Below are 17,374 nucleotides of genomic sequence, written 5' to 3'. Positions count from 1 at the left end.
TGATATGAAGAATGCGATCCGATATGCGACGCTTGCAGCCACCGTGCTGGGAAGCATCGGCACCGCTTGCGCCAGTTCCATACCCGGCATGCGTGGCCACGACCACACCGGCGTCACCGTCCCCGACATGCAGCAGGCGGTCGATTTCTTCACCGAAGTGGTTGGCTGCAAGAAGGCGATGTCGTTCGGCCCGTTCGCCGACGACAAGGGCACATTCATGCAGGATCTGCTGGGCGTCGATCCCAAGGCGGTGATCGAGGAGATCACCCTAGTCCGCTGCGGACACGGGTCGAACATCGAGCTGTTCAAATACACCGCGCCGGACCAGAAGGACCTGACGCCTCGCAACAGCGACATAGGCGGCTTCCATATCGCCTTCTATGTCGACGACATCGCCGCCGCAAAAGCCTATCTTGACGGCAAGGGCGTCAAGACGCGAATGGGACCGCTGCCGGTTACCGAAGGCCCCGCCGCCGGCCAGGCCATCCTTTACTTCCAGGCCCCTTGGGGCTTGCAGTTGGAAGCGATCAGCTATCCCAATGGCATGGCCTATGAAAAGGATGCAGAAACGGTGCTGTGGAGTCCGAAGAACCCGGAAAAATAGCTCGGGAGTCCCTGGCCTGCGGAGCCGACTGCCGGCAAGGCGAGTTATCCGGGCGGATTGTTTCAATCTTGAAACTTCAAGCTTGAATTAATTTTTCTCAGGCGTAAACTCGACAAACAGAAGCGAAGAGGAGATCGCACGATGAAAGTTGCGGTTCTCGGCGGCGGACCAGCCGGCCTCTACTTTGCCATCTCGATGAAGCTCCGGGATGCGGCGCATGAGGTGACGGTGTTCGAGCGCAACCGTGCCGACGATACGTTCGGCTGGGGCGTCGTGCTGTCGGCCGAAACGCTGGAGAACCTGACCAGGAACGACCCGGTCAGCGCCGTCTGGATCCGCAAGCATTTTGCCTATTGGGACGATATCGCCGTTATCCATGACGGCGTGCGCACGGTCTCGACCGGTCACGGCTTTTGCGGCATCGGCCGCAAGCGGCTGCTCACGCTGCTGCAGCGGCGGGCGCGCGAACTCGGCGTCAAGCTGGTCTTCGAGACCGACATCGCCGATCCCAAGCCATATATGGAGACGCACGATCTGGTCGTCGCCGCCGATGGGCTGAACTCGAAAGCGCGGGGCGCCTTCGTCGACGTGTTCAAGCCCGATATCGATGTCCGCAAATGCAAGTTTGTCTGGCTCGGCACCCGTCAGAAATTCGACGACGCCTTCACCTTCATCTTCGAGAAAACCGAACATGGCTGGGTCTGGGCGCATGCCTACCAGTTCGACAGCGATACCGCGACCTTCATCGTCGAATGCAGCGAGCAGACCTGGCAACGCTTCGGCTTCGGCGCGATGTCTCAGCAGGAATCGATTGCCGTCTGCGAGCGCATCTTTGCCCGCCATCTCGGCGGCCACGCGCTGATGACCAATGCCAATCATATCCGCGGCTCGGCCTGGATCAATTTCCCGCGCGTCTTGTGCGAACGCTGGTCCTACAAGAACCTGGCGCTGATGGGCGACGCGGCGGCGAGCGCGCATTTCTCGATCGGGTCCGGCACCAAGCTGGCGCTGGAAAGCGCGGTGGCGCTGGCCGACTATGTCGAGTCCGAGCCGGACCTCGAGGCAGCCTTCCGCAAATATGAGGACGCCCGCCGCACCGAAGTGCTGAAGCTGCAGTCGGCGGCACGCAATTCGCTCGAATGGTTCGAGGAGGTCGAGCGCTATCTCGGCCTCGATCCGGTGCAGTTCAATTATTCGCTGCTGACGCGTTCGCAGCGCATCAGTCACGAGAATTTGCGGCTGCGCGATGCCGAATGGCTGGCCGGCGCCGAGGAATGGTTCCAACGTCAGGCCGGTGCTGGCGGCAACAGTCTGCGTCGCGCGCCGATGTTTGCGCCGTTCCGGCTGCGCGACATGGCGCTGCAGAACCGTATCGTCGTCTCGCCGATGGCGCAGTACAAGGCGGTCGACGGCTGTCCGACCGACTGGCATTTCGCCCACTATGCCGAACGGGCCAAGGGCGGCGCCGCTCTCCTCTACATCGAGATGACCTGTGTCAGCCCGGAAGGCCGCATCACGCCAGGCTGCCCCGGTTTCTATGCGCCCGAGCATGAGGTCGCCTGGAAGCGGCTGGTCGAGTTCGTTCATGCCGAAACCGAAGCCAAAATCTGTGCGCAGATCGGCCATTCCGGCGCCAAGGGATCGACCCGGCTCGGCTGGCAGGGAACCGACGTGCCGCTGACCTCGGGCAATTGGCCCGTCATGGCGGCGTCTTCCGTGCCGTGGTCGCCGCAGAACCAGGTGCCGAAGGCGATGGACCGCGCCGACATGGATACGGTGCGCGAGCAGTTCGTCGCTTCGGCCGAGATGGCGGCGCGCTGCGGCTTCGACATGCTCGAAATCCACGCCGCGCACGGTTATCTCCTGTCCTCCTTCATCACACCCTTGACCAACCGGCGCACCGACTCCTATGGCGGCTCGTTGGAAAACCGCATGCGCTATCCCTTGGAAATCTTTCATGCGGTGCGCGCCGTATGGCCGGCTGAAAAGCCGATCTCGATGCGCATCTCCGCCAATGACTGGCTCGGCATCGAGGGCGTGACGCCGGCCGATGCGGTCGAGATCGCGCGGCAGCTGCATGAAGCCGGAGTCGACATCTGCGACGTGTCGGCCGGCCAGACTTCGGCCGTGGCAAGACCGGTCTATGGCCGCATGTTCCAGACGCCATTTTCCGACCGCATCCGCAACGAAGTCGGCATGGCGACCATGGCGGTCGGCAATATCTACGAGCCGGACCATGTCAACTCGATCCTGATGGCCGGCCGTGCCGACCTCGTCGCACTGGCAAGGCCGCATCTTGCCGATCCCTATTGGACGCTGCATGCGGCGGTCACGCTTGGCGATCGCGGCGTCAAATGGCCGGATCCCTATCTGCCCGGCCGCGACCAACTCTACCGGCTGGCCGAGCGCGAAGCGGCGGCGGGGTTGAAAGTATGAGTTCCGCCGCAGCGATTTCAGGGCGACATGCGCTGGTCACCGGCGGCGGCTCCGGCGTCGGCCGGGCGATCGCGCTGGCGCTGGCCGGCGCAGGCATCGATGTGACCATCTGTGGCCGGCGCGTGGAGCCGCTTGCCGAGGTCGCCGCTCAGAACAAGCGCATCTTCGCCATTGCCGCCGACGTCACCGACGAGGCATCGATGGCGTCGCTCTACGAGGACGCGGAAGCGGCACGCGGACCGTTAGACGTCGTCGTTGCCAATGCCGGCATGTCCGGCAGCGCCTCGGCGCAGCGGACCTCGCTGGCAGACTGGCAGCGCACGCTCGACGTCAACTTGACCGGTGTGTTCCTGACGGTGAAGCCGGCGCTGGCCGGCATGGCCGCGCGCAAGACGGGCCGTATCATCTTCATCGCTTCCACCGCCGGACTGAAAGGCTATCCCTATGTTGCAGCTTATGTCGCAGCCAAGCATGGCGTCGTCGGTCTGATGCGGGCACTCGCCGTCGAGACCGCGAAGTCCGGCGTGACCGTAAATGCGGTGTGCCCGGGTTTCGTCGAAACCGAAATGCTGGAAGGCGCCGTTCGGCGCATCGTCGAAACGACCGGCCGCTCGGCCGAGCAGGCGCGGACAAGCCTTGCCGAGACCAACCCGCAAGGCCGCTTCATCCAGCCAGAGGAAATTGCAGCCGCCGTGCTCTATCTGTGTAGCGACGCCGCCGGGTCGATCACCGGACAAACGATTTCGATCTCCGGAGGTGAGACATGGTAGCCGGTCCCCTGCCCGCCCCGTCCGGACCCGGCAAGGACCGCCTGCGGCTGTGGATACGCTTGCTGCGCGCCTCGCGCACCATCGAGGCCGAGCTGCGCGAACGCTTGCGGCAAGAATTCAACACAACGCTGCCACGCTTCGACGTGATGGCCGCGCTCTACAGGGCGCCCGAGGGCATGCTGATGAGCGACCTGTCGCGCTTCCTGCTAGTGTCCAACGGCAATGTCACGGGCATCATCGACCGGCTGGTCTCGGAAGGGCTGGTGATGCGAGCCCGACGCAATGGCGACCGCCGCACCTCGATGGTACGGCTGACGGAAGAGGGATCGAAGACTTTCGGCGTGATCGCCGCCGCGCATGAAAAATGGGTCGGCGAATTGCTGGGCAATGTGAGCGAGGACGAGGCGCGCCGGCTGACCGGCATGCTGACCTCCTTCCGCAGCAATTGGGAGGGACGGGAATGGCAAAGATAGCCGGCCGCAAGCCGAAGCATTTCCTCTGGCAGGTCGAAGGCAAAATCGCAAAGATCCGGCTTGACCGGCCGGAGCGAAAGAACCCGCTGACCTTCGACAGCTATGCCGAATTGCGCGACACTTTTCGCGACCTTGTCTACGCCGACGACGTCGATGCGGTGGTGTTCCTTCCCAATGGCGGCAATTTCTGCTCGGGCGGCGATGTCCACGAAATCATCGGCCCACTGGTCAAGATGGACATGAAGGCGCTGCTCGCCTTCACTCGCATGACCGGCGATTTCGTCAAGGCGATGCTGAATTGCGGCAAGCCGATTATTGCGGCGGTCGACGGCGTGGCGGTCGGCGCCGGCGCGATTATCGCCATGGCCTCCGACATCCGCATCGCCACGCCACAGGCAAAAACGGCTTTCCTGTTCAGCCGCGTCGGCCTTGCCGGCTGCGACATGGGCGCCTGCGCGATCCTGCCGCGCATCATTGGCCAGGGTCGCGCCGCCGAACTGCTCTATACCGGCCGCACGATGAGCGCCGAGGAAGGCGAGCGCTGGGGCTTCTACAATCGGCTGGTCGATGCCGCAACGCTCGAGGCCGACGCGCTCGACATGGCCGCGCGCATCGTTTCCGGCCCAACCTTCGCCCACGGCATGACCAAGACGCAGCTGAACCAGGAGTGGTCGATGGGCCTCGACCAGGCTATCGAAGCGGAAGCGCAGGCGCAGGCGATCTGCATGCAGACCCGCGATTTCGAACGGGCCTACAAGGCTTTCGTCGCCAAGGAGAAGCCGGTGTTCGAGGGGGATTGAGGATGATCGCTTCCATGGGCACGCTGGCAAGACAGCACCCCCCTCTGGCCTGCCGGCCATCTCCCCCTCAAGGGGGGAGATTGGATGTCAGGCCCGCTTTCGCCAATCTCCAACATCGCCGGGAGAGCAGTGGCAGCGAAGCCGCCAATCTCCCCCTTAGAGGGGGAGATGTCCGGCAGGACAGAGGGGGGCGCCGTGGAGCGCCAGGGCCGGAGAACTGTGGAGGCAGAAATGCCTGACCGTTCCTTCCTCACCTGGCCGTTTTTCGAGGACCATCACCGCGAGTTGGCAGAGCGGCTGGAGGCATGGTGCGCCAAGAACCTGCCGGTCGCGCATGACGATGTCGACGCAGCCTGCCGCGAGCTGGTGGCCAAGCTCGGCCGGGATGGCTGGCTGAAACCGACAGCGCTCGACACCGAAAACCCTGCAGCACTCGACGTGCGCACATTGTGCCTCACGCGCGAAACGCTGGCCCGGCATGACGGGCTGGCCGATTTCGCCTTCGCCATGCAAGGGCTCGGCACCGGCGCGCTCAGCCTGTTCGGCACGCCAGACCAGCAGCACTGGCTGGGGAAGACACGGGCCGGCAAGGCGATTTCGGCTTTCGCACTGTCGGAGGCGCGTTCGGGCTCGGACGTTGCCAATATGGAAATGACGGCCACGCGTGACGGCGATAGCTATATCCTATCCGGCGAAAAAACCTGGATCTCCAACGGCGGTATCGCTGACTTTTATGTTGTCTTTGTCCGTACTGGCGAAGCGCCCGGTGCCAAGGGGCTTTCGGCGTTCATCGTGCCGGCCGAGACAAAGGGCCTGACCATCGCCGAGCGGCTGGAGGTGATCGCGCCGCACCCGCTCGCCCGGCTGTCTTTCGACAATGCCCGCGTTCCAGCCTCGGCGCTGATCGGCAAACCCGGTGATGGTTTTCGCATCGCCATGTCGGTGCTCGACGTGTTCCGTTCGACGGTCGGGGCAGCTGCGCTCGGCTTTGCCCGGCGCGCGCTGGACGAAAGCATCAAAAGAGTGGCCGAGCGCAGGCTGTTCGGTGCAGCGATGGCCGAGCTGCAGATGGTGCAGGGCCACATCGCCGAGATGGCGCTGGATGTCGATGCCGCCGCCTTGTTGGTCTACCGCGCCGCCTGGACCAAGGACATGGGCGCGGCTCGGGTTACCCGCGAAGCCGCCATGGCCAAGCTGTTCGCTACCGACAAGGCGCAGGAGGTGATCGACAGGGCTGTGCAGCTGCATGGCGGCGACGGCGTCCGCAGGGGCCATATCGTCGAAAGACTGTATCGCGAGATCCGGGCGCTGCGCATCTACGAGGGAGCGTCGGACGTGCAGAAGGTGGTGATTGCACGGCAAGTGATGGGAGCGGCCTGAGACCGGAGTTTGTGTGGAAGAATTGATCGTCTTTGAGTTTCGAGCGACCGGATTTGAGCATTGGGAGGCTTTGATATGCACACCATCCTGCAGCCGGAAGGCTGGGCGAAACCCGTCGGCTACGCCAATGGCGTCGCCGCGCGTGGGCAGCTTGTCTTCGTCGGCGGGCAGGTCGGCTGGAACGGACAGGGCCGCTTCGAGACCGACGATCTTGTCGGCCAGGTGAGACAGACGCTTGCCAATATTGTCGCCGTGCTCGCCGAGGCTGGCGCCATGCCGCAGCATATCACCTCGATGACTTGGTACTTTACCGACAAGGCGGAATATTTGGCCAACCTCAAGGGGATCGGCGAGGTCTATCGCGAGGTGATCGGCCGGCATTTTCCGGCGATGGCCGCCATGCAGGTGATGGCGCTGGTCGAAGATCGCGCCAAGGTTGAGATCCAGGCCACGGCGGTTATTCCGGACTGATGGCAACACGCGGCAATTTTTTAAGCTTAAAACTTTCGCCTTGAAAAGCGCGGTACTTTGGATAGCATCCGATGTCTTACGACTGCCGTGCCGGGAGGGCTTTCCGGCAGTCCGGTTACTTGGCGTATCAAAACCGTGCGGGGCCAAACCCGTCCGATCACAACCAGAGGGAACGAAAATGAACTTCACCCGTCGCAACCTGCTTCTTGTTGCTGCCGCCATCGGCATCGCCGGCGGCCCGGCCTATGCCGAAGGCACGCTGAATGTCGGCGCCTATCCGACCAATCCGCCTTTTGAATACAAGAACGAGAGCGGTACATTCGAGGGTTTCGAAGTCGACATCATCAACGAAGCGGCAAAGCGTATCGGCATGACCACTGACATCGCCGACCTCGGTTTCCAGGCGCTGTTCGCCGCCACCACCTCGAAGCGCATCGACGTCGCCATTTCGTCGATCACCATCACGCCGGAGCGGCTGAAGTCGCAGTCGTTCACGCAACCCTACTATGATTCCGACATGGGCATCGCCGCGAAGGCCGATAGCCCAATCAAGGCCGAGGCCGACCTCAAGGGCAAGATCGTCGGCGTGCTGTCCGGCTCGACCGGCGAAACCTGGGTCAAGGCGCACCAGGAAGCGGACGGGTTCAGTGACGTCAAGGGCTACGACACGCAGCAGAATTTGCTGCTCGATCTCAGCTCCGGCCGCGTCGATGCGGCGGTCAGCGATATTCCGGGCCTGGAATATTCTTTCACCAGGATGAAGGATCTCGCCGTAAAAGAGCGCATCAAGACCGGCGAGCAGTACGGCCTGATGATGACCAAGGACCACCCGTTGCTCGGCAAGCTGAACGACGCGCTGACCGCGATGAAGACGGATGGCACGCTGGCCGCGATCCACAAGAAGTGGTTCGGCAGCGACGCACCGGCCGATTCCTCGACCGTCAAGGAAATGCCTATGCCGAAGGCCTGAGCGGCAGTTCGCGCTTAAATGTCGTGCCGGCTTTCGATGCCGGCACGATTTCGGATTTCGGGCTCGGGCTCGAGCGTCGCGGGACGCCAAACGTTTCGGGAATGCTGCGATGTCGCTGCTGGACACCTTCTTCAACGCCGACGTCATGATCTCCAGCCTGCCGGCACTGCTGCGCGGCTTCCTGAACACGCTGCTGCTCGGAATCATGAGCATCGGCATCGGTATTCCCGTCGGCCTCGCGATCAGCCTGGTACGGCTCTATGCGCCAAAGCCGCTTCGGCTGCTGGCTGTCGGCTACATCGACATTTTCCGGGCGATGCCGGTGCTGGTCGTGCTGATCCTGATCTACTATGCGCTGCCGTTTCTCGGCATACGCCTGTCGTCTTGGACTTCCGCGGTGATGGCGTTCGCCATCATCATGGCGGCCTATTCGGCCGAGGTGTTCCGCTCCGGCATAGAAAGCATTCCGCGCGGCCAGTTCGAGGCGGCGCAGGCGCTCGGCCTGCCGTTCTTGCTGACCTTGCGCAAGGTCGTGCTGCCGCAGGCGATCCGCGTCGTCATTCCACCGATGACCAGCAACTGCGTTTCGATGTTCAAGGACACCTCGCTCGCCTCCACCGTGGCGCTGCCCGAACTGCTGAAGGAAGCGACCAACGCGCAATCGCTCTATGCCAACCCCTCACCGCTGATCGGCGCCGCGCTGGTCTATCTCATCTTTCTCTGGCCGATGGTCCGTCTCGTCAGCCTCCTTGAACGCCGATTTCAAACCGAAAAGACCCGCTGAATCTGTCAGCGCACTTCGCAGGAGACGACCTTGAACCAGCATCAGATTTCGAAAACGGGCGATGCCGCAGCTTTCCCGGTCGAGACGATCCGCGCCATGTTTCCCGCCTTGCAGCAGGCCGGCGACTTCATCTTCATGGACAATGCCGCCGGGGCGCAGATCCCGCAAAGTGTGCTCGACGCGGTCACCAACCATTTGGTCGCGCATAATGTGCAGCGCGGCGGCCGCTACGGCCGCAGCGTCACCGTCGATCAAGCCGTCGCCGGCGCGCGCGAAAGCGTGGCCTTGCTGATCAACGCCACCAACCCGGCGGAGATCTGTTTCGGCATGAACGCCACTTCGTTCATCCGCCTGGTCAGCCTCGGCATCGGCCAGATGCTTTCTGAGCGACCAAACGGGGAGCGTGACGAGATCGTCATCACCGACATGGATCACGATGCCAATATCGCGACGTGGCTGGCGCTGGCACCCGCCGGCGCCAAGTTCAAATGGTGGCGGATGCGCGAGGACGGCAATCTGCATGTCGACGATTTGCGCCCGCTGGTCTCCGAGCGCACCCGCCTCGTGGCCTGCACGGTGACGGCGCATTCGATCGGCTCGATCGTCGACGTTGCTTCAGTGGCTGGGATCGCGCATGCGGCAGGCGCCGAAGTGTTCCTCGACTGCGTGCATTACGGCCCGCACGGGCTGATCGATGTGCAGGCATGGGACTGCGACTATCTGGTCTGCTCCGGCTACAAGAATTTCTCGCCGCATATGGGCTTCCTGTGGGGCCGCTTCGAAACGCTGAAGCGTCTGCCGACCTTCCGCGAGGACTTCATTCCCGACGAGCCGCCCTACAAGATCGAGGCCGGCACCTTCATCTACGAGAACGTCTCCGGCATGGATGCCGCGGTGCGCTATCTCGAATCGATCGGCCGCAATTTCGCTCCAGCCAATAACCGATCGCGCCGCGACAACATCGTCGCCGGTATGAATGCCATTCGCGATTACGAGCAGGTGCTGGCGCGCGAAATGCTGGCGGTGCTCAAAGATTGCGGCGCGACGATCTACGGCGTGGCCGAAGAGGCACGCCTCCGCGAGCGCGTGCCGACCTTCTGCTTCAACATCGGCACGCTGTCGCCGCAGAGGATCGTCGAGGAGATGGCCGAGATGCAGATCGGCATTCGCGACGGCCACATGTATGCGCCGCGCCTGATGAAGCGGCTCAACCTCAGCATGGACAGCGGCGCCGTCCGCGCCTCGCTGGTGCATTACAATACGATCGAGGAAGTCCGGCGCTTCGGCGAGGCGCTTCGCACCATCATTGCCCGGCTGTCCTGATCGGGCTGGCCGGCGGCGCCGGCGCGATCCTCGTGAAGGGCGAAGGCGGTCGCACCCGGGTTCTCCAAGCCGAGGCGCAACTGCATGCTTGGGATCAGGTAATCGCCGCCATTCTGCTGCCGATAAGGAATGGGCTGGATTGTCTCGAGCGTCCGCATCCTTTCGCGCAGTCGCTCCGCGACAGGCTCGAAATCGGCCTCCCCGAAACGGTCCACCCTGTAGACCACGAACGGCGGAAGCACGTCGTAGCCCGGATAGTATAGAATCCCGTGGTTGATCGGGAACAGCAGGTCGTCGATCGGGCCGTTGACGCCGCGGGCGGAATAATGCTCCTCCCAGCCGCCGGTAGTAACGATTAGCATCGCGCGCTTGCCGGCGAGCGTTCCCTCGCCAAAGCGGTCACCCCACCTCTTATCGCTGTGCTCGCCGACGCCATAGGCGAAGCCGTAGGCATACACCCGATCGACCCAGCCCTTGAGGATCGCCGGCATGGCGTACCACCACAGGGGAAACTGGAGGATCAGGGTGTCGGCCCATAGCAGCTTGTCGATCTCCGCTTTGACGTCATCGGTCAGAGTGCCGCTCGCAAAAGCTTTTTTGGAGGCGCCGGCCGGCAGGAAGCGTGCTTCGGGCGGCCACGACGGAAAGTCGGCACGGTCCACCTCGGATTTCCAGCCATCGGCATAGAGGTCAGACACCCGCACCTCGTGGCCTTGGGTCTCGAGCTCCCTGATGGCGACGTCACGCAGTGCGCCGTTGAGCGAATTCGGTTCAGGATGAGCAAAAACAAGCAGGACTTTCATGGGTCTACTCCGAAGAAGGACGATAGACACCAAAGGTAGCCAGCCGTCGGCTAATCCACTATATGTAGGAAATGTATAAGATAATGCCGAATAATGGATAAATCGGTCACCCTCGAGCGCATGCGCACCTTCGTTCGCGTCGCCGAGCGCGGCAGCCTCTCGGCGGTGGCGCGCGAGCTCGGAGTTGGTCAGTCGACGGTCACGCGGCATCTGCGGGAGCTCGAGGAGGCCGTCGGCGTGCCCTTGCTCAGCAGGACCACCCGGCGTGTCACGATGACCGATGAAGGCAGCCGTTACTATGCCGACAGCGTCCAGATCCTGCGCCTCGTTGAGCAGGCCGGCGATGAGGCGCGAGGCACGCGCGGCGCATCGGCTGGCACGATCCGGATATCCTGCACGGCGGCGCTCGGCGTCTTGCACGTCAGCCGGCTGATCTTCGCCTTTCAGGACCGTTATCCCGACATCGGCATCGATCTCAGCCTAACCGACGAGCGCATCGACCTTGTGCGGGAGGGCGTCGACATCTCGCTTCGCCTCGGTCCGCTCACCGACAGCTCGATGAAGCTGCGGGCGCTCGGTCAGTCCCGGCGTCTGCTGGTGGCGGCGCCGGCCTATCTGGCGGCCCGGGGCAGACCGGCTGTCCCGCAGGATCTGCCTGGCCATGAAGGCATTCGGATGTCGAACATCGCGGGAAGCGACACGCTCGCCCTGCAGGGGCCGGGCGGCGAGCGCTTTGCGGTGCCCTTTGGCGGCCGATTTCGGGTCGACCATGGGCTTGCTGCGCGCAAAGCCCTTGTCGCCGGACGCGGTATCGCACCCGCCCACCACTGGCTTGTCGACGATCTTCTGGCGGCCGGCCGGCTGGAAATTATCCTGCCGGGCTATTTTCCGCCTCCCGTCCCGCTGAGCATGCTGATCGTTCCGGAGCGTGCGGGCATTGCCCGGGTGCGGCTGCTGGTCGACTTTCTCGCCGAGCAGATCTCCGGCATTCCGGGGATCGAGAAGCGGTAGCCGGCCGGCAAACCTCGCCGGATCAGGCGGCCTTCTTTTTCGCCAATCTTGCCTTGATGCTGGCGACGTCGGCACGCGGCGTCGCCGCGAACAGCGTCCTGGTATAGCTGTGCTTGGGGTCGGCGAAGACCTCGTCGCGCGAGCCGTATTCGACCGCTTCGCCGAAATACATCACCATCACATCGTCGGCGATATAGCGCACCACCGACAGGTCGTGGCTGATGAAAACATAGGTCAGTTGAAACTCATCCTGCAGGTCGGCGAGCAGATTCAGAACCTGCGCCTGCACCGAAAGATCAAGTGCCGAGACCGGCTCGTCCAGCACCAGGAGGCTGGGGTTGAGCATCAGCGCGCGGGCAATGGCGATGCGCTGGCGCTGGCCGCCCGAAAACATATGCGGGTAGCGATTGTAGTGCTCGGGGCCGAGACCGACCTTTTTCAGCATCTTCATGGCGAGATCGCGCCGCTCGCCGGCCGTGCTGTCGGTGTTGATGAGCAGCGGTTCGCCAAGCACGTCGCCGATCTTCTGGCGTGGATTGAGCGAACCATAGGGGTTCTGGAAGACAATCTGCACCTTGCGGCGCATTTCCTTCGACAGGCCGTCCCTCGCGATGTCTACCTTCTTGCCGTCGATGAAAAGCTCGCCGGAGGTCGCCGGGTCGACCAGGGTGATGATGCGGGCGAGCGTTGACTTGCCGCAGCCGCTCTCGCCGACGATGGCCAGCGTCTTGCCCTTGTCGACGCTGAACGAAACACCCTTGACCGCGTGAACCGTACGGGAGGGGCGGAAAAGCCCGCCGCCGACATGATAGTCGCGCACGATGTTCTTGCCTTCGACTACCGTCACGCTCATGTGGCGGTTCCTCCCGCGGATCGGGCTGCGACTACAGATGGGGCCGGCTCGAACAGCATGTCGGAAACAGTAGGCAACCGGTCGCCGACGGCGTTTTCCGGCAGCGCCGACAGAAGCGCGCGCGTGTAATTGCTCTTGGGGGATTCGAACAGCGACAGCACGTCGGCCTCTTCCATCTTGCGGCCCTTGTATTGGACGATGACACGGTCGGCGGTCTCGGCAACCACCCCCATATTGTGGGTGATCATGATCAGGCCCATGCCGTATTTGGCCTGCAGGCCGACCAGCAGATCGAGGATCTGCTTCTGGATGGTGACGTCGAGGGCCGTGGTTGGCTCGTCGGCGATCAAAAGCTTGGGATTGCAGGCGATGGCGATGGCGATCATGACGCGCTGGCACTGGCCGCCCGACATCTGGTGCGGGAAGGAGCCCAGCCGTTCCTCAGGGTCGGCGATGCCGACCAACTTCATCAGTTCGATGGCGCGTGCCCGGCGCTGGGCGCGGTCCATGCCCATGTGAAAGCGCAGCACCTCCTCAATCTGGAAGCCGACGGTAAAGCACGGGTTGAGGCTGGCGACCGGCTCCTGGAAGATCATCGAGATGTCCTTGCCGACAATCTTGCGCCGCTCGGACGGGCCGAGCTTAAGCAGGTCGATGCCGTCGAAGGCCATGCGGTCCGCCCTCACCGTCGCCGTGTTGGGCAAAAGCCCCATCACTGCCAGCATTGCCACTGATTTTCCGGAACCGGATTCGCCGACGATCGCCAACACCTCGCGCGGTTCGACCGACAGGTCGATGCCTTGTACCGCCATGAATGGTCCAGCGGCGGTGTCGAAGGAAACGGTCAGGTTCTTGATCTCGAGAAGAGGCATTGGATTATGACCTCTTCAGCTTGGGATCGAAGGCATCGCGCAGGCCGTCGCCGATCAGATTGATGGCAAGCACAGTGATCAGAATGGCAAGGCCGGGGAAGGTCACTACCCAAGGCGCGCGCAGGATGAACTCGCGCGCCGAGGCGAGCATCGTGCCCCATTCCGGCGTCGGCGGCTGCGCACCGACACCGAGGAAGCCGAGCGCCGCAGCCTCGAGAATGGCGTTGGAGAAGGACAGGGTGGCCTGCACGATCAGCGGTGCCAGGCAGTTCGGCAAGATCGTCCTCACCATCAAGCGAAGATGACCGGCACCAGCCACCTTGGCGGAGATGACATATTCGCGGTTCTTTTCGGCCATCACGGCGGCGCGGGTGAGACGCGCAAAATGCGGCTGCAGCACCAGCGCGATCGCCAGCATGGCGTTGAACAGCCCGGGGCCGAGGATCGCCACCAGCACCAGCGCCAGAAGCAGCGACGGGAAGGCCAGGATAATATCCATGATGCGCATGATCAGCGTGTCGACCCAGCCGCGGAAATAGCCGGCGAGCACGCCAAGCACGATGCCGCTGGTGAGCGAGAAGACGACCACCACCAGGCCGATGAACAGCGAGAAACGCGCCCCGAAAATCAACCGCGAAAGCATGTCGCGGCCGACCGCATCGGTGCCGAGCAGGAACATCGATTTGCCGCCTTGCTGCCAGGCAGGGGGCGCCAGCAGCGCATCGCGAAACTGCTCGTCGGGCGAATGCGGCGCGACGAACGGCGCAAAGACCGCCACCAGCACCAACGCCGAAAACACGACAAGGCCGATGACCGCGCCGGTGTTCATCGAGAAGTAGTGCCAGAACTCGGCGAAGGCGCGTTGCCTGCCGCCTGTCGGGATGGAGGCAGCGGTGGCTTCGGCGGCGGATTCGTCGGTCATCTCACTGCACCCGGATGCGCGGATTGATGACGGCGTAGAGCACGTCGACGATCAGGTTCACCGCCATGACGATCAGCGCGATGATCAGCAATCCGCTCTGAACGACGACATAGTCGCGCTTGCCGATGGCGTCGATCATCCATTTGCCGATGCCGGGCCAGGAAAAAATGGTTTCGGTAAGAATGGCGCCCGCCATCAACGTGCCGACCTGCAGTCCGATGGTGGTGACCACCGGAATCAGCGCGTTGCGAAAAGCGTGCAGCCCGATGACACGGCGCGGCGCCAGGCCCTTGGCGCGCGCGGTGCGGACATAGTCCTCGCCCAGCACCTCGAGCATCGCCGAGCGAGTCTGGCGCGCTATGACGGCAAGCGGGATCGTCGCCAGCACGATGGACGGCAGGATCAAATGGCTGACGGCGGATTTGAAAGCGCCGCTCCTGCCGGAGATCAGGCTGTCGATGAGCATGAACCCGGTCGTCGGCCTGAAGAAATACTGCAGGCCGATGCGGCCGGAAACCGGCGTCCAGCCGAGATAACCGGAGAAGAAGATGATGAGCAGCAACCCCCACCAGAAGATCGGCATCGAATAGCCGGTCAGCGCGACACCCATCGTCGCCTGGTCGAACCACGAGCCGCGCTTGACCGCCGCGAAGATACCGGCAGGAATGCCGAGCAGGACGGCGATGATCAACGCCACCGTCGCCAGTTCCAGCGTGGCTGGAAACAGCGCCTGGAATTCGCCGAGCACTGGCCGCTTGGTGGCAATCGATATGCCGAAATCGCCGGTCAGGACCCTGCCGATATATTCCAGGTACTGGATGACATAAGGCCGGTTGTAGCCAAACTGCTCGATGAGCTGGGCGTAGCGTTCGGGGCTGACGCCGCGCTCGCCGGCCAGGGCCAGAATGGGATCGCCGGGCAGAAGCCGGACGAAAGCGAACGCCGCCAGCGATATGCCGAACACGGTCGGGATGATCAAAGCGAGCTTGTGGAGGAGATAACGGAGCATCTTGCTTCATAGAACGGCGGCGCAGGAAGTCCAGCGCCGCCGTTCAATTTCTCAGGACTTATTCGGTGACGTCGACGCCGTCAAACCGATGAATGCCGAGCGGGTCCATAACGAAGCCCGACACCTTCTTGTTCATCGGCATGAAGACCTTGGAGTGGGCGATGGTCAGCCACGGAGCCTCACGCTTGAACACCACCTGAGCTTCCTCGTAGATCTTGGTGCGCTCGGCCACGTCCGTCGTCGCCTTGCCTTTTTTCAGCAGGGCTTCGAATTCCTGGTTGCACCAGATCGCATAATTGGACTGGCCGATGGCATCGCAACCGAGCAGGAAAAAGAAGTTGTCCGGATCGCCATTGTCACCGGTCCAGCCCAGTTGGAAGGCGCCGTCGCGATCCTTAGCTTTGCCGCGCTGGCGATACTCCGTCCATTCGTAGCTGACGATCTCCGCCTTGACGCCGACGGCGGCATAGTCGGCCTGGATCAACTCGGCGACGCGCTGGGCGTTCGGGTTGTAGGGGCGGCTGACCGGCATAGCCCAGATCTTCATCGACAGATCCTTGACGCCTGCATCGGCCAGCATCTTCTTGGCCGCCTCCGGATCGTAGGGATCGTCCTTGATGTCCTTGTTATAGGACCACATGGTCGGCGGGATCGGGTTGATGGCCGGCGCGCCGGCGCCCTGATAGACCGCGTCGATGATCGCCTTCTTGTTTACCGCCATGTTGAGGGCCTTGCGGACCTCGACTTTGTCGAAGGGCGGCAGCGTCGTGTTGTAGGCGAGATAGCCGATGTTCAGGCCTTCCTGCTCGTCGACTTTGAGGTTCGCGTCACCCTGCAGCCCGGCAATGTCGGCCGGCGCCGGGTATGACATGATATCGCACTCGCCTGCCTTCAGCTTCTGCGCGCGCACGGCCGGATCGGGCGTGATGGCGAAGATCAGATCGTCGATCTTCTGGCGGCCGCCAAAGTAGCCGTCCCATGCCGCATAGCGTACGACCGCATCGACCTGATAGTCGACAAATTGGAACGGACCAGTGCCGACCGGCTTCTGGGTGAACTGCTGCCTGGTGCCGGCCTTGTCGAGCTGGTCGGCATATTCCTTGGAAACGATCGAAGCGAAATCCATGCCGAGGTCCGGCAGGAAGGCGACTTCAGGCTTGTTCAGCACGAACTTCACCGTCAGATCGTCGACCTTGACGATTTCCTTCAGGAGATCGGGGAAGCCCATGCCGGTGAAATACTCCCAGCCGGTGCCTTCCAGGTAGCTGTACCAGGGGCTTTCTTTCTTCCACTGGCGTTCGAAGGAAAAGATCACGTCGTCGGCGTTGAGGTCGCGCGTGGGCGTGAAATAATCCGTCGTTTGGAATTTCACACCCGGGCGAAGCTTGAAGGTGTATTCGAGACCGTCGTCGGAAACCGTCCAGCTCTCCGCCAGGCCGGGCGAGATGGTGGTCTTGCCATGCTCGAACTCGACCAGGCGCGAATAGATGGTGCGCGACGAAGCGTCGAAGTCGTTGCCGCCGCTCCATGGCGACGGGTCGAAGCCGGCCGGCGATGCCTCCGAGCAATAGACCAGTTGTTTTGCATTGGCCATGCCGCCGAGGACGCTTGCAGCCAGCAACGCGGCTGCAAAAGTCAGTTTCTTTTTCATTGAGCACTCCCTGATGTTCTTCCAAGCCCCTCTATCAGGCTCGCGAAGGTCGCATATAAGCACCGTTTTTCTGGCTTTGGAACTGCTTGTTTGCCTAACCCACGGGAAGCAGAAAAAAATTCCGGCATGCGGCGAATTGTGGAAAAAACGAGCCAAATCCGCAGATCACGACATTATTAGCGACTTCAATTTTTTGTTGATCGGCGATGCCGCCAATTCGGGGAATCGAGCCGTTCGGTTCA

The 17,374-nt window shown here is 62.6% G+C and carries 17 protein-coding genes; 11 read left to right on the top strand and 6 right to left on the bottom strand.

Features of this window, described 5'->3' with window-relative positions; genetic code table 11:
* The first annotated feature begins 4 nt into the window (after positions 1–4).
* The 10 genes from NKJ09_RS20075 to NKJ09_RS20030 all read left to right on the top strand — a co-directional run bounded on the left by NKJ09_RS20075 (position 5) and on the right by NKJ09_RS20030 (position 10,011).
* Positions 5–604, top strand: a complete 600-nt coding sequence (locus tag NKJ09_RS20075) for a VOC family protein (RefSeq protein WP_352483281.1) — start codon at positions 5–7, stop codon at positions 602–604.
* Between the two features lie 141 nt (positions 605–745).
* Positions 746–3,040 (top strand): bifunctional salicylyl-CoA 5-hydroxylase/oxidoreductase, encoded by a 2,295-nt coding sequence (locus tag NKJ09_RS20070; protein ID WP_352493742.1) that lies wholly within the window; start codon positions 746–748, stop codon positions 3,038–3,040.
* Complete coding sequence (locus tag NKJ09_RS20065) at positions 3,037–3,810, top strand: SDR family NAD(P)-dependent oxidoreductase (protein WP_023717869.1); 774 nt, start codon at positions 3,037–3,039, stop codon at positions 3,808–3,810. The genes NKJ09_RS20070 and NKJ09_RS20065 overlap by 4 nt, the downstream gene beginning before the upstream one ends.
* Positions 3,804–4,283, top strand: a complete 480-nt coding sequence (locus NKJ09_RS20060) for a MarR family winged helix-turn-helix transcriptional regulator (RefSeq protein ID WP_023717870.1) — start codon at positions 3,804–3,806, stop codon at positions 4,281–4,283. Before NKJ09_RS20065 ends, NKJ09_RS20060 begins: the two co-directional genes overlap by 7 nt.
* On the top strand, positions 4,271–5,083 hold the full coding sequence (locus NKJ09_RS20055) for an enoyl-CoA hydratase family protein (protein WP_023717871.1): 813 nt from the start codon (positions 4,271–4,273) through the stop codon (positions 5,081–5,083). Before NKJ09_RS20060 ends, NKJ09_RS20055 begins: the two co-directional genes overlap by 13 nt.
* A 231-nt stretch (positions 5,084–5,314) precedes the next feature.
* A complete protein-coding gene (locus NKJ09_RS20050) occupies positions 5,315–6,463 on the top strand; it encodes an acyl-CoA dehydrogenase family protein (RefSeq protein WP_023717872.1) in 1,149 nt (382 codons plus the stop codon).
* Positions 6,464–6,538: 75 nt separating this feature from the next.
* On the top strand, positions 6,539–6,934 hold the full coding sequence (locus NKJ09_RS20045) for a RidA family protein (protein WP_023717873.1): 396 nt from the start codon (positions 6,539–6,541) through the stop codon (positions 6,932–6,934).
* 178 nt (positions 6,935–7,112) lie between these two features.
* The gene (locus NKJ09_RS20040; protein WP_023717874.1) at positions 7,113–7,904 is read left to right on the top strand and encodes an ABC transporter substrate-binding protein; all 792 of its coding nucleotides are present in this window, start codon (positions 7,113–7,115) and stop codon (positions 7,902–7,904) included.
* 109 nt (positions 7,905–8,013) lie between these two features.
* Complete coding sequence (locus NKJ09_RS20035) at positions 8,014–8,688, top strand: amino acid ABC transporter permease (RefSeq protein ID WP_023717875.1); 675 nt, start codon at positions 8,014–8,016, stop codon at positions 8,686–8,688.
* Between the two features lie 30 nt (positions 8,689–8,718).
* Entirely contained in the window at positions 8,719–10,011 is a 1,293-nt protein-coding gene (locus NKJ09_RS20030) for a cysteine desulfurase-like protein (RefSeq protein ID WP_023717876.1), read from the top strand.
* Here the strand turns inward: NKJ09_RS20030 and NKJ09_RS20025 are convergent.
* Positions 9,942–10,814, bottom strand: a complete 873-nt coding sequence (locus tag NKJ09_RS20025; protein WP_352483288.1) for an NAD(P)H-dependent oxidoreductase — start codon at positions 10,812–10,814, stop codon at positions 9,942–9,944. The genes NKJ09_RS20030 and NKJ09_RS20025 overlap by 70 nt on opposite strands.
* 93 nt (positions 10,815–10,907) lie before the next feature.
* Between NKJ09_RS20025 and NKJ09_RS20020 the strand changes: the two genes are divergently transcribed.
* Positions 10,908–11,825: a LysR family transcriptional regulator gene (locus NKJ09_RS20020; RefSeq protein WP_352493741.1), complete on the top strand. Its 918-nt coding sequence runs from the start codon at positions 10,908–10,910 to the stop codon at positions 11,823–11,825.
* Positions 11,826–11,847: 22 nt separating this feature from the next.
* On the opposite strand, the gene NKJ09_RS20015 is transcribed toward NKJ09_RS20020, so the two are convergent.
* From NKJ09_RS20015 to NKJ09_RS19995, 5 genes are read right to left on the bottom strand one after another with little or no spacing between them, the layout of a single operon-like run.
* Positions 11,848–12,678, bottom strand: a complete 831-nt coding sequence (locus NKJ09_RS20015) for a dipeptide ABC transporter ATP-binding protein (protein ID WP_023717879.1) — start codon at positions 12,676–12,678, stop codon at positions 11,848–11,850.
* Positions 12,675–13,550: an ABC transporter ATP-binding protein gene (locus tag NKJ09_RS20010; protein ID WP_352493740.1), complete on the bottom strand. Its 876-nt coding sequence runs from the start codon at positions 13,548–13,550 to the stop codon at positions 12,675–12,677. The genes NKJ09_RS20015 and NKJ09_RS20010 overlap by 4 nt, the downstream gene beginning before the upstream one ends.
* A 4-nt stretch (positions 13,551–13,554) precedes the next feature.
* Positions 13,555–14,472 carry an ABC transporter permease subunit gene (locus tag NKJ09_RS20005; RefSeq protein ID WP_023717881.1) on the bottom strand — a complete coding sequence of 306 codons (918 nt, stop codon included), beginning with the start codon at positions 14,470–14,472 and terminating at the stop codon, positions 13,555–13,557.
* A 1-nt stretch (position 14,473) separates the two neighbouring features.
* Positions 14,474–15,481, bottom strand: a complete 1,008-nt coding sequence (locus tag NKJ09_RS20000; RefSeq protein ID WP_023676822.1) for an ABC transporter permease subunit — start codon at positions 15,479–15,481, stop codon at positions 14,474–14,476.
* A 58-nt stretch (positions 15,482–15,539) separates the two neighbouring features.
* Positions 15,540–17,132, bottom strand: coding sequence for an ABC transporter substrate-binding protein (locus tag NKJ09_RS19995; RefSeq protein WP_023717882.1), 1,593 nt, complete (start codon positions 17,130–17,132; stop codon positions 15,540–15,542).
* Positions 17,133–17,374 lie beyond the last annotated feature (242 nt).

The organism is Mesorhizobium sp. M0189 (genome assembly GCF_040322135.1).
Lineage (GTDB): Bacteria > Pseudomonadota > Alphaproteobacteria > Rhizobiales > Rhizobiaceae > Mesorhizobium.
This window is presented reverse-complemented; position numbering and strand designations above follow the sequence as displayed.